At 71.7% G+C, this 12,250-nt stretch carries 12 protein-coding genes; 6 read left to right on the top strand and 6 right to left on the bottom strand.

Translation table 11 applies throughout. The annotated features are described in order from the left end of the window. Positions 1-261: 261 nt before the first annotated feature. The 3 genes from C1A38_RS17220 to C1A38_RS17210 all read right to left on the bottom strand — a co-directional run bounded on the left by C1A38_RS17220 (position 262) and on the right by C1A38_RS17210 (position 3,163). Positions 262-1,212, bottom strand: a complete 951-nt coding sequence (locus C1A38_RS17220; protein WP_102658835.1) for a 4-(cytidine 5'-diphospho)-2-C-methyl-D-erythritol kinase — start codon at positions 1,210-1,212, stop codon at positions 262-264. 96 nt (positions 1,213-1,308) lie between these two features. After that, positions 1,309-2,181 carry a 16S rRNA (adenine(1518)-N(6)/adenine(1519)-N(6))-dimethyltransferase RsmA gene (rsmA, locus tag C1A38_RS17215; RefSeq protein WP_102658834.1) on the bottom strand — a complete coding sequence of 291 codons (873 nt, stop codon included), beginning with the start codon at positions 2,179-2,181 and terminating at the stop codon, positions 1,309-1,311. A 79-nt stretch (positions 2,182-2,260) separates the two neighbouring features. Then, a complete protein-coding gene (locus C1A38_RS17210; protein WP_102658833.1) occupies positions 2,261-3,163 on the bottom strand; it encodes a TatD family hydrolase in 903 nt (300 codons plus the stop codon). A gap of 169 nt (positions 3,164-3,332) precedes the next feature. Here C1A38_RS17210 and C1A38_RS31405 point away from each other — a divergent pair, with 169 nt between their 5' ends. The 3 genes from C1A38_RS31405 to C1A38_RS17200 all read left to right on the top strand — a co-directional run bounded on the left by C1A38_RS31405 (position 3,333) and on the right by C1A38_RS17200 (position 4,777). Next, positions 3,333-3,581: a hypothetical protein gene (locus tag C1A38_RS31405; RefSeq protein WP_199180235.1), complete on the top strand. Its 249-nt coding sequence runs from the start codon at positions 3,333-3,335 to the stop codon at positions 3,579-3,581. Next, positions 3,542-3,826, top strand: a complete 285-nt coding sequence (locus C1A38_RS17205) for a hypothetical protein (RefSeq protein WP_233196877.1) — start codon at positions 3,542-3,544, stop codon at positions 3,824-3,826. Before C1A38_RS31405 ends, C1A38_RS17205 begins: the two co-directional genes overlap by 40 nt. A gap of 99 nt (positions 3,827-3,925) precedes the next feature. Continuing rightward, positions 3,926-4,777 (top strand): alpha/beta fold hydrolase, encoded by an 852-nt coding sequence (locus tag C1A38_RS17200; RefSeq protein WP_102658832.1) that lies wholly within the window; start codon positions 3,926-3,928, stop codon positions 4,775-4,777. A 55-nt stretch (positions 4,778-4,832) separates the two neighbouring features. Here the strand turns inward: C1A38_RS17200 and metG are convergent, their stop codons facing one another. Next, positions 4,833-6,635 (bottom strand): methionine--tRNA ligase, encoded by a 1,803-nt coding sequence (gene metG / locus C1A38_RS17195; protein WP_102658831.1) that lies wholly within the window; start codon positions 6,633-6,635, stop codon positions 4,833-4,835. Positions 6,636-6,785: 150 nt separating this feature from the next. Between metG and C1A38_RS17190 the strand changes: the two genes are divergently transcribed. Then, positions 6,786-7,712 (top strand): hypothetical protein, encoded by a 927-nt coding sequence (locus C1A38_RS17190; protein ID WP_233196876.1) that lies wholly within the window; start codon positions 6,786-6,788, stop codon positions 7,710-7,712. Between the two features lie 59 nt (positions 7,713-7,771). Here C1A38_RS17190 and rsmI read toward each other — a convergent pair whose 3' ends face one another. After that, positions 7,772-8,641: a 16S rRNA (cytidine(1402)-2'-O)-methyltransferase gene (gene rsmI / locus C1A38_RS17185; RefSeq protein ID WP_373306839.1), complete on the bottom strand. Its 870-nt coding sequence runs from the start codon at positions 8,639-8,641 to the stop codon at positions 7,772-7,774. A gap of 66 nt (positions 8,642-8,707) precedes the next feature. Between rsmI and C1A38_RS17180 the strand changes: the two genes are divergently transcribed. Further along, on the top strand, positions 8,708-10,405 hold the full coding sequence (locus C1A38_RS17180; RefSeq protein WP_377680264.1) for a dolichyl-phosphate-mannose--protein mannosyltransferase: 1,698 nt from the start codon (positions 8,708-8,710) through the stop codon (positions 10,403-10,405). A gap of 359 nt (positions 10,406-10,764) precedes the next feature. Here the strand turns inward: C1A38_RS17180 and C1A38_RS17175 are convergent, their stop codons facing one another. Then, positions 10,765-11,037 (bottom strand): hypothetical protein, encoded by a 273-nt coding sequence (locus C1A38_RS17175; RefSeq protein ID WP_102658827.1) that lies wholly within the window; start codon positions 11,035-11,037, stop codon positions 10,765-10,767. A gap of 271 nt (positions 11,038-11,308) precedes the next feature. Between C1A38_RS17175 and C1A38_RS17170 the strand changes: the two genes are divergently transcribed. Next, entirely contained in the window at positions 11,309-11,965 is a 657-nt protein-coding gene (locus C1A38_RS17170; protein WP_102658876.1) for a 4'-phosphopantetheinyl transferase family protein, read from the top strand. Positions 11,966-12,250: the final 285 nt, after the last annotated feature.

The following is a 12,250-nucleotide window of genomic DNA, read 5'->3' as shown; positions in this document are numbered from 1 at the left end:
TGGCTTTCAGGGTACGCGGAGCAGCGCTCCGCCTGCCGGCAGCGCCCCGTCGCCCGCGCAGCCAGGGAACACAGCCTGCGCAGCCAGGGAACACAGCCAAGGTCACGCTCGATCTGGGATCGAGTGGCTCAGTGCCCGCGATAAGGCCACTCGATCCCGGATCGAGCGCGATCTTGCCAAAGGCGGCGCGGTGGTCGGGGCGGTCTGGCGGCCAGCGGGCGTGATGGTCGGACCGGTCTGGGCGACCAGCGGGCGTGGTGGTCAGGTGATGCGGGCGCCGTGGACCGGGCCGTGAGCGGTGCGGACCTGCCGGCACACCTCGGCCGCGGCCAACTCGGCGGCGACCCGCTCGGCGTCGGCCGCATCGGCGGTGAGGAAGACGCAGGTGGGGCCGGAGCCGGAGACGATGCCGGCCAGGGCGCCGGCCGCCTCCCCGGCCTTCAGGGTGGCCGCCAGGGAGGGGCGCAGGGACAGGGCGGCGTCCTGCAGGTCGTTGCCGAGGGTCCGGGCCAGCACCCGGGGGTCGCGCTGGCGCAACGCGCCAAGCAGGGCGTCGGTGCTGCCGAGCGCCGGTCCCGCGGCCCCGGTCTCCCGCAGCCGGTCGAGTTCGCGGTACGCCTGGGGGGTGGACAGGCCGCCGTCGGCGATGGCCACCACCCAGTGCCAGGAGGTGGGGCGGGCCAGGACGGGGCTGATCGCCTCGCCCCGGCCGGTGCCGAGGGCGGTGCCGCCGTGGATCAGGAACGGCACGTCCGAGCCGAGGTCGGCGGCGATGCCGGCCAGTTCGTCGCGGGACAGGCCGGTGCCCCAGAGCGCGTCGCAGGCCACCAGCGTGGCGGCGGCGTCCGCGCTGCCTCCGGCGAGGCCGCCGGCGAGGGGGATCTGTTTGCGCAGGTGCAGGCGGGCGTGCGGCATCACACCGGCGTATCCGGCGAGCGCGTGGGCGGCCCGGATGACCAGGTTCGAGTCGTCGAGGGCGAGTTCCCCGGTGCCTTCGCCCTCCATGGTGAGGGTGAGGGTGTCGCCGCGCCGCGCGGTCAGCTCGTCGTAGATCGAGATCGCGTGGTAGACGGTGTTCAGCTCGTGGTAGCCGTCCCGCCGCAACGGTCCGACCCCCAGGTGCAGGTTGACCTTGGCGGGCACCCGGACCCGGACCGGTCCGGTGGCCCCGCGCCGTTCGTCGTCGTCCCCCGGTCGCCAGGCCTCGGTCACCGGATGCCACCCCGTCCGCACGACGGGATGTCGAACGACTTCTCCACGATCAGCTCCTCGACGGTGTCAGGCGGCCGGTCCCGCGTCCGCGTCAGCCTACTGCGCTGCGGACGTACCGCCTCGGGCCGACGCGGCCACCGCGGCGAACTGCTCGACGGTGAGTGACTCCCCCCGTGCGCCGGGGTCGACCCCGGCTGCGGTGAGCGCCGCGGCGGCCCGGTCGGCGCCGCCGGCCCAGCCGGCCAGAGCGGCCCGCAGTGTCTTGCGGCGCTGCGCGAACGCCGCGTCCACCACGGCGAAGACCTGTTCCCGGGGTACGTCAGTGCGGGGTGGTTCGCGGCGGGTGAAGGCGACCAGACCGGAGTCGACGTTGGGCACCGGCCAGAACACGTTGGGTGGCACCTTGCCGGCGGCGCGGGCGTGGGCGTACCAGGCGAGTTTGACCGACGGGATGCCGTACACCTTGGAGCCGGGGCCGGCGACGAGCCGGTCGGCGACCTCCTTCTGCACCATGACCAGTCCGTGGCGGAGGCTGGGCAGTACGGCCAGCAGGTGCAGCACCACCGGTACGGCGACGTTGTAGGGCAGGTTCGCCACCAGCGCGGTGGGTGCCGGGTCGGCCAGTTCGGCGCCGGTGATCCGCAGCGCGTCGGCGTGGTGCACGGTGAGCCGCGCGGCGTGCGGGCCGGCGTGCCGGGCGGCGGTGTCGGGCAACGCCGCGGCCAGCGTCGGATCGATCTCCACGGCGTGTACGTGGGCGGCGACGGGCAGCAGGGCGAGGGTCAGCGAGCCGAGCCCCGGTCCCACCTCCAGCGCCACGTCGTCGCCGGTGAGCCCGGCGGTGGTGACGATCCGGCGCACGGTGTTCGGGTCGTGCACGAAGTTCTGCCCGAGCCGCTTGGTGGGAGCGACACCGAGCCGGGCGGCGAGGTCCCGGATCTCCGCCGGTCCGAGCAGGTCTGCGGCCATAGCCCGACAGCCTACGGGTAAGGAAGGGCCCTCTTTTAACGCCTCGTGTATAGCAAGGGCCCCTTCTTAACGTCAGCGATCAGCGCCAGGGGCCGAAGGCCCGCTCGCCGGTGGCGGAGATCGCGGCGCAGAGGTCGTCGAGGTCGGCGCCGGTGGCGTCGGCCAGGGCCCGCACGGTCAGCGGGATGAGGTACGACGCGTTCGGCCGCCCCCGGTACGGCATCGGGGTGAGGTACGGCGCGTCGGTCTCGACGAGGATCTGGTCCAGCGGGGTCAGCGCGGCGGCCTCACGCAGCGATCCGGCGCTGGCGAAGGTGACCGTCCCGGCGAAGCTGAGCAGGTATCCGCGGCGGACGCACTCGGCGGCGAACTGCGCGTCGCCGGAGAAGCAGTGCATCACCACAGTGTCGGGTGCGCCCTCGTCGTCGAGGATGCGCAGCACGTCGGCGTGGGCGTCGCGGTCGTGGATGACAAGGGTCTTGGCGTACCGCTTGGCGATGGCGATGTGGGCCCGGAAGCTCTCCTCCTGGGCGGCGCGGCCGTCGTCGCCGGTGCGGAAGAAGTCCATTCCGGTTTCGCCGACGCCGCGTACCCGGCCCCGGGCGGCCAGCGACTCGATCTCCCGCAGCGCGGCGTCGAGGTCGGCCAGCCGGGGCGCCTCGTTGGGGTGCAGCGCCACGGTGGCCAGTACGGCGGGATGCCGGTCGGCCACGTCGGCGCCCCAGCGGGAGGATTCCACGTCGACGCCGACCTGGACCAGCCGGTCGACGCCCACGGCGGTGGCCACGTCGATCGCCGCGGTGACCGGGTCGGCGGCGTCACCGGCACCCGGCACCCCGACCTCGCTGACGGTGATGTCCAGGTGGGTGTGGCTGTCGAGCACCGGCCGGGGCAACGGTTCGGGTGCGGGCGGGAACTCACCGGCGCGGCGCGCGGCGCGCTGGCTGCGGGACTCGGTCGGCTGGCTCATCAGCGACAGCATCACACACGCGGTCGGTCCACCCGTCCGCCACCCGGTGTTCACCTCGACTACGCCAGGCGGTCCTACCGTCGCGGCGGTGACCGCAGGAAGCGAGGTGAGGCCGTGAGCATCACCCCTCGCGCCGAGGGCGCGGCGCCGGAGCAGACCGGGCTGCGGGTGGCGTACGGCGGTGCCGGGTTTCCAGTGGGTGCCCCGATCCAACTCGGCGTTGCCGTGGCGGCGGTTCGTGCACGTCACCGAGGTCGGTGCGGTGCACTTGCCCGACCGAGCCGGCGGAGGAGCCGGAGGCGCCGCTGCTGGTGCCGCTGCGGCCACCACGATGTTGCGTACCGATGGCGGGGGTGGCCGGGACGCGGCGGAGGTGACGTACGCGCTGCGGTGGCGGATCGGCCGGGCGGGTTCCGGGTGTTGGCGCTGACCCGGGCCGCCCACTACCCGGTCGACGGGGTGTCCCGCCTGCTGCGGCAGGCGACCTGGCGCGGCGTGCCCTGCCTGGTGCTCGGCGAGGAGGCGGAGTGGCTGCGGTTGCGGCTGCGGCATCCGAATCCGGACGCGGTGGACGTGACCGGTGCGCAGTGTCACGAACGGGGTGTCTACGAGACCTGGGTGCCCGGCAACGAGGTCACCGACGACCGGGTGGTCGATCATCCGTACGTCCTCTGACGAACCGGACACCGCCGGGTCTGGGCCGGGGTCACGCATATCAGCCGGTGGCTCGGGAATGCGGCGGGTGACCATGTCGTCCGACCGCAGGAGAGTGAGATGCCCTTCATCACCGTCGGTACGGAGAACTCCGCACCCATCGACCTGTACTACGAGGATCACGGTTCCGGTCAGCCGATCGTGCTGATCCACGGGTTCCCGTTCAACGGGGCGACCTGGGAGAAGATCTCCGGGCCGCTGCTCGCGGCCGGGTACCGGGTGATCACGTACGACCGCCGTGGTTTCGGCAATTCGGCGCAGCCGGCCCTCGGGTACGACTACGACACCTTCTCCGCCGATCTCGACGTGCTGATGACCGAACTGGATCTGCGTAACACGATCCTGGTCGGCCATTCGATGGGCACCGGCGAGGTGACCCGTTACCTGGGCGCGTACGGCTCGGACCGGGTGGACCGGGCGGTGCTGCTGGCACCCCTGGCGCCGTACCTGAAGCAGGCGCCGGACAACCCGGAGGGTGTCGACCCGAACCTGTTCGAAGGCTTCAAGCAGGCGATCATTGACGACCGGTTCGCCTACCTCACCCAGTTCTGCAACAACTTCTTCAACTACGACGAGAACCGGGGCAAGCTGGTCAGCGAGGAGGCGTACCGGGCGCACTGGGAGATCGGCGCGCGGGCCTCGGCGATCGGCACGCACGACAGCGTGGACGCCTGGGGCACCGATTTCCGGGGCGACGTGTCCCGCATCGACGTACCGGTGCTGATCGTGCAGGGCGACAAGGACATGGTGTTGCCGTACCCGAAGACCGGCCAGCGGTTGCAGCCGATGCTGTCGGACAGCCGGCTGGTCACCCTCAAGGGCGCGCCGCACGGCACTCCGTGGACGAACGCCGACGACGTGCTCAAGGCGATCATGGAGTTCATCGGGGCGCCGGCGATGGCCCGGGCCTGACCGCACCACGGACGCGGGCGCGACCCCGGTGCGGGGGTCGCGCCCGTCGCGCCGTTCAGCCCTCGAGTCGGGCCAGTTCCTCGTCCACGATCGACGGGTCGAGCTTGCGGAAGATCGGCTTGGGCGCCGCGAGCGGTCGCCCCACCTCCAGGGGTACGGACTCCCACCGCGCGCCCTGCGTGTAGTCGCCGGTCAGCACCGGGTACGCCGGCCCGCCGTCGAGGTCCTCGACCTGCTCGATGACCGGCATCGGGGCGTGCACCCCGGTGCCGCCGAGCAGCTCGTGGACCTTCTGCGCGGAGTGCGGCAGGAACGGGGTGAGCAGCGTGTTGGCGTCGCTGACCACCTGAAGGGCGACGTGCAGGATGGTGCCCATCCGGGGCTTGTCCGCCTCGTCCTTGAGCTTCCACGGCGCCTGGTCGGAGAGGTACTTGTTGGCCTCGGCGACCACCTTCATCGCCTCGCCGATGGCCTGCTTCTGCCGGTGCCGGGCGATCAGGTCACCGACCGTGGTGAAGCCGGCGCGGGCCACCGCGAGCAGCGCCTCGTCGGCCTCGGTGAGCCCGTTCGGGTCGACCGCCGGAATCTGGCCGAAGTTCTTCGCCGCCATCGAGATCGACCGGTTGACCAGGTTGCCCCACCCGGCGACCAGTTCGTCGTTGTTGCGGCGGAGGAACTCGGCCCAGGTGAAGTCGGTGTCGTTGCTCTCCGGCCCGGCGACGGCGATGAAGTAGCGCAGCGCGTCGGCGTCGTAGCGTTCGAGGAAGTCCCGCACGTAGATGACGACCCGGCGGGAGGAGGAGAACTTGCGTCCCTCCATGGTCAGGAACTCGCTGGATACCACCTCGGTGGGCAGGTTGAGTCGCCCGAGCTGGCCGGGCTCGCCGTCCCTGCTGCCCTCGCCGGAGTAGCCGGCGAGCAGCGCCGGCCAGATGACCGAGTGGAAGACGATGTTGTCCTTGCCCATGAAGTAGTACGCCTGGGCGTCCTTCCCGGCCCCGTCGGTGGACCACCACCTGCGCCAGGCTTCCGGGTCGCCGGAGCGGCGGGCCCACTCGATGGAGGCGGAGAGGTAGCCGATCACCGCGTCGAACCAGACGTAGATCCGCTTGTCGGTGCGCTCCCGCCAGTCGTCGAGCGGGATCGGTACGCCCCATTCCAGGTCACGGGTGATGGCCCGGGGCTGCAGGTCGGCCAGCAGGTTCTTGGAGAACCGCAGCACGTTGGGACGCCAGCCCTCCCGGGTGTCCAGCCACTGGCGGAGCACGTCGGCCAGGGCCGGCAGGTCGAGGAAGAAGTGCTCGGTCTCGACGAACTTGGGCGTCTCCCCGTTGATCTTCGACTTGGGGTCGATCAGGTCGATCGGGTCGAGCTGGTTGCCGCAGTTGTCGCACTGGTCGCCGCGGGCGCTGCTGTAGCCGCAGATCGGGCAGGTGCCCTCGATGTACCGGTCGGGCAGGGTCCGGCCGGTCGACGGGGAGATCGCTCCCATCGTGGTCTTCGGCACGATGTAGCCGTTGCGGTACATCCCCTCGAACAACTCCTGCACCACCGCGTAGTGGTTGCGGGTGGTGGTGCGGGTGAACAGGTCGTAGGAGAGACCGAGGCCGTGCAGGTCCTCCACGATCACCCGGTTGTACCGGTCGGCCAGTTCCCGCGGGGTCAACCCCTCGGCGTCGGCCTGCACCTGGATGGGCGTGCCGTGCTCGTCGGTGCCGGAGACCATGAGCACGTCGTGACCGGCCATCCGCATGTACCGGGAGAAGACGTCGGAGGGAACGCCGAAACCGGAGACGTGGCCGATATGGCGGGGGCCGTTGGCGTACGGCCAGGCCACTGCCGCGAGAACGTGACTCATGACGAGCAAGCCTAGTGACCCGTCGAGGGTGGCCGCGAACCAATGGGGGTGCCGGGTCGATGAAGCGGACCACTTCGACCCGGCCAGTCGTCCGATTTGTCGCCGACACGCTGCCTGAGCTGCCCTCTGTGACAGTTGTGCCAGTGTCAAATGAACCGCGTGACTGGCAGCAGAGCCGCCCGCGACCACGACGACGGCCTTCCCACGGACGCCCGGCCCGATCCGGGCACAGGTGCGCGTACTCCGTGGTCGGAGGTGCCGGCGGCCGCGCGTACGTCTGCGGTGGCACCGCAACCACGGACGGTGCCGCCCGACGGCGCGACGCCCACCGACCCCGCGCCGCCCGGGGTGGAGGTGGAACCCACCACCGGAGCGCCGGTCGACGCGCTGCCGCGTCGGGTGCCGTTGCGGTCCGCCGGGCGTCGGGGCCGCCGGACCGACGACGGTACGGAGGAGGCGTTCTGGGCGCCGATCGAGCAGGTGCACTGGGACGGCACACCGGTACGGCAGGACGCGTCGCGCACCTCCCGCACCTGGTGGCGACCCACCTGGCCGCTGCGGCGTGGCCGGAAACGGTCCAACCGTCCACCGGACCCGCTGGCCGGGTTGGCCGCACTTGTCGGGTTGAGCCTGGCCACGGCCTTCTTCGCCTGGGTCAGCGCCGGCCCGCTCTGGCTCGCGGTCGGGCATGCCACCTCGGGCAGCGTGGTGGTGACCGACTGCACCGGCGGCGGCTTGTCCCAGCGCTGCCGGGGCAACTTCGCCGCTGCCGAGGATCGGTTCCGCAGCTACGGCATCCGGGTCAGCGGGGTGCCCGAGCGGCGGGCCACCGCGGGCGCGGTGCTGCCCGCCCGGGTCACCGGCCCGACCGCCGACATCGCGTACGCCGACGGGGGCGTCGGTGCCCACCTGCGCTGGCTGCTCGGCCTGCTGGGGGTGCTGGGCTGTGCCGCCGGCATCGCCCGGTGGACCGGTGCGACCCGGTTCTCCGACCCGGTGGACCGACGCTGGGCGGTGGCCGCCGCGTTCACCGGCCCACTGGTGATCACCATTGGCTTCCTCGTCGCCGCCTGGTGAATCTGGCCCGTTAACAGGGGGCCCTTCCTATACCTGAGGCGTTAACAAGGGGCCCTTCCTTACACCTGGTGCACGATTGTGTAGACGTCGCGTCGGCGCAGGCCGAAGGTGCTCGCCACCTCGGTGATCGCATCGCGGCGGGTCAGGCCGGCAGCTTCCCGTTCGGCCACCGCGGCGCGCAGCGTGTCGTCGTCGGGGCGGGTCGCGGGTGTCGCCGGGGCACCGGCCACCACGAGGGTGATCTCGCCACGCGGGTCACCCTCGGCCGCCCACCGGGCCAGCTCTCCCAGCGGCCGGCGCACCACCTCCTCGTACGTCTTGGTCAGCTCCCGGCACAGCGCGGCGGGCCGGTCGGCGCCGAACGTGTCGGCCAGATCGGCGAGGGCGGCGGTGACCCGGTGCGGTGCCTCGAAGATGACAAGGGTCCGTTCCTCGTCGGCCAGGGCACGCAGCCGGGACCGACGACCGCTCGGACTGCGGGGCAGGAACCCTTCGAAGCAGAACCGGTCGGAGGGCAGCCCGGACAGCGCCAGCGCGGTCGTCACCGCGCTCGGCCCGGGCGCGGCGGTGACCGGGATCCCGGCCTCCAGGGCGGCCCGGACCAGCCGGTAACCGGGATCGGAGACGCTCGGCATCCCACCGTCGGTGACCAGGGCGACGACCCTTCCGGCGGTCAGCTCGTCGACCAGTTCGGGGGTACGACGCTCCTCGTTGCCCTCGAAGTAGGAAATGATCCGCCCGGCGACCGTCACGTCCAGGTCGCGGGCCAGTCGGCCCAGTCGGCGGGTGTCCTCGGCGGCGACCACGTCGGCGGTGGCGAGCACGTCGCGCAGGCGGGCGGAGGCGTCGGCGGGGTTGCCGAGGGGAGCCCCGAGCAGAATCAGGCGCCCCAGGTCGGACATTTCACCCACGTTTGCGCGCTCCTTCATCGACGGTCGTACCGGATTCGGGGACGATGTACGCCACCGACCCCGTTGGCAGCCTACGATCGCCGGGTGACGAGTGCGTCGACAGCACACAGTGCGAGCGCCGACCAGCCGCAGCCGGATGCCGGATCCGCCACGACCGGTTCGACCGATCGGACCGACAGCGGCGTACCGGCGATGGTCCGTCGCCGGCTGGCCACCGTCGAGACCCGGTTGGACAGCCGGTCCTGGCTGGCCACGGCGGTGGTGGTGGCGATCGCGGCGATCCTCAGGTTCGCCAACCTCAGCCACCCGCCAGGCAAGATCTTCGACGAGATCTACTACGCGCGGGACGCCTGGGCCCTTGTCGACAAGGGCGTGGAGTGGAACTACAAGGACGGCGGCCCGTCGTACGTGGTCCACCCGCCGCTCGGCAAGTGGTTGATCGGCCTGGGCGAGTGGGCCTTCGGCTACTCCGACGCCGAGCACGGCATCTCGGTGCCCGGCCAGCTGTTCACCACCGCGCCCGAGTTCGGCTGGCGCTTCTCGGCGGCGCTCATCGGCACCCTGTCGGTGCTGCTGCTGATCCGCATCGGCCGCCGCCTGTTCGGCTCCACGGTGCTCGGCTGCGCCGCCGGTCTGCTGCTCGCGGTCGACGGGTACCACCTGGTGTTGTCGCGTACCGCGTTGCTCGACATCTTCCTGCTCTTCTTCGTGCTCGCCGCGTTCGGCGCGCTGGTGCTCGACCGGGACGCCACCCGCCGACGGTGGGCCCGGGCGCTGGAGGCCGGGCTCGACCCGACCCTGCGGGGCCGCGCCGGCCGACCGCCGGGTGGCTGGCGGAACTGGCCGTGGTGGCGGCTGGCGACCGGGGTGCTGCTCGGCTGCGCGTTCGCGGTGAAGTGGAGTGCGCTGTTCTTCGTGCCGGTGTTCGCCCTGCTGATGCTGCTGTGGGACGTCGGTGCCCGCCGCTCGGCCGGGGTGCCGCGGCCCTGGCGGGCCACCATGCTCGACGGTTTTCCCTGGATGGTGCTCGCCGGTGTGCTGATGGCGGTCACCTACGTGGTCAGCTGGTCGGGTTGGCTGCTCAGCAATGAGGGCTACTACCGGCTCGCCGAGCGCTATCCGCAGGCCGGGCTCAGCGACACCCCGATCATCGGCCCGCTGTGGAACCTGGTGCAGTACCACCAGGCCGCGCTGGGCTTCCACAGCCAGCTCGACGACCCGCACAAGTACCAGTCGTGGCCGTGGCAGTGGCTGCTGTTGGGCCGGCCGGTGGCGTTCCACTGGGTGCAGCCCCAGGGTGGCTGCGGGGCAGCAGCAGGATGCGCCGAGGAGATTCTGCTGCTCGGTACGCCACTGCTGTGGTGGTCGTTCCTACCGGCGCTGGTGGCGCTGGTCTGGCTGGGTCTGGCCAGGCGGGACTGGCGGGCCGGCGCGATCCTGCTGACCGTGGCCGCCGGGCTGCTGCCCTGGTTCTGGTTCGCCCTCGACGGCCGGACGATGTTCTTCTTCTACGCCGCACCGGCCGTGCCGTTCCTCGTCCTGGCGGTGGTCTACGTGCTGGGCGCGATCGCGTCACCGGCCGGAATGAGCGGGACTCTGCCCGTCGACGGCGCCGACGCCGAGGCGAGCCGAGATCGCCGGATGATCGGCACGGTGATCGCCGGGGCCTACGTGGCGCTCGTGGTGATCTGCTTCGCGTACTTCTATCCGATCTTCGTGGGCCTGAACATCCCGTACGCCGAGTGGTCGGCGCGGATGTGGCTGGGCAATCGCTGGATCTGACCGCGTGAGCGGAGTCCCGGGCCGGTGTCCGGGACTCCCGGCGTGGACCCGGTCCGCCGCCATCGGCATGAGGAGGCCCTACGCAAAAGGCCTGCACGTCTGGCGTGCAGGCCGGTGCAGTCGTCCGGAGCCCTCGCGGCTTGCGGAGGCAGGTCGTGCCTGAGCAGGAAATAGGACGCGCCCCGATCGCCTGCCACGGGGGAAGCGGGCGATTGGGGCGCGCACCAGCAGCTTAACCACCCATGACCAGCGGCACAACGGGGCGGCACGGGTCAGTTTTCCGACGAGACGGCGATGGCGCCCCAAACTTCCCGCGGTGACCGGTGCGTCACTGATCACACCGGGGCGGCGATCAACTTTCAGAACCGTCTGGGGCGGCGGGGCAACCAACCGAGGAAGCGATCCTGCAGGGAGGTCGACCCGGACAGGTGCAGGTCCTCGGCGGCGGCGGCCAGACAGGCACCCAGGTAGACGCTGAGCATCGCGCGATCGGTCACGTACTCGGAGAGCAGTTGGTCCCGCTTCGACTCACACGGCCATTGCGCGCCACAGGTGCCGCACGTCCAGTCGGGTGTCAGCGGGGCGTGCTCGTCCGGCACCACCGCGACCGCGCCGGTGTCCGCCTGAGTCACCCCGACATCCGAGCGATCCGCAACACCCGTCATCGCGCTCCCTTCCGCCTCGTCTCGGACGGCAGGCGAACCCGCCGTCGATCATCGACCGCAACCGTGATCCCCGCGCAGAACCAACAGCGCCTGGGAACGCTGCGGCGTTACATCGTTGCGGTACGTTCACGAGCCATGGCCGCCACCCACCATCACCGCTGCCCGCACCCGATCGACGAATCAGCGCCCGCCGATGCTACCGGGCGGACGGGTCGATCCCTGCGATCGGGAGTCGGCGGTGCGTGATCTGTTGCCTCCGGCCGTCGCGGTGGCGGTCGCCGAGCCCGCTGACTGGACCGGCGAGCTGTACGCCGTGGAGGCCGCCTGCCTCGGCGAACGGGCGGTGGACAGCCGCCGCCGCGACTTCACCGCCGGCCGGGTCTGTGCCCGTCGGGCCATGGCCATGCTGGGCCTGCCCGCCGTCGCCGTCCCCGCCGGCGCCGACCGGTCGCCGGTCTGGCCGCCGGGCACCGTCGGCACCATCACCCACACCAGGGGCTACTGCGCCGCCGCAGTGGGACGCACCAGCGAGATCCGGGCGGTCGGCATGGACGCCGAGCAGCACCGAGTGCTCGGTGCGGAGGTGAGCCGGCTGATCTGCCTGCCCGAGGAGGAGGAGCAACACGACAGGCTGCCCTCCGGCGTCGCCTGGTCGACGGTGGTGTTCAGCGCCAAGGAGACCGTCTACAAGATCTGGCATCCGATCGTCGGCGACTGGCTCGGTTTTCACGACGCGCTTGTGGAGCTGGATCCGGCCACCGCGACGTTCACCGCCCGGATCGCACCGGCCCGGATCGACGCCGCCGGGTCCACCCACCCGCCCTCGGTGATCACCGGACGCTTCGCGGTGGACGCGAATCTGGTCCGTACCGCTGCGGTCCTGCCGCCACGCTAGGACTCCGCCCGGCAGCCGCCGATCGGACGATGACGCTGGCCGATCGGTGTTGCCGGTACGCGGTAGCGTCAAGCGGTTCACGTCGGTATCAGGTGCCCGAGGAGTACGGTGAGCTACCCCCAGCCCCCAGGTGGACCGCAGGACCCCTACCAACCCCAGCCCAGCGACCCGTGGGCACCACCGCCTGCGGCCGGGTCGACGGGCGGCGCGCCGCAGGACGGCACCTGGTCGCCTCCCCCACCGGCCGACCCGGGCGGCTCGTGGCCGACCCCGCAGCCGCCGAGC

It is taken from the genome of Verrucosispora sp. ts21 (assembly GCF_002879555.1).
In the GTDB taxonomy this organism is placed as follows: Bacteria; Actinomycetota; Actinomycetes; order Mycobacteriales; family Micromonosporaceae; genus Micromonospora; species Micromonospora gifhornensis.
Note: the sequence above shows the minus strand (reverse complement) of the source record. Positions and strands in the feature narration are given on the sequence as shown.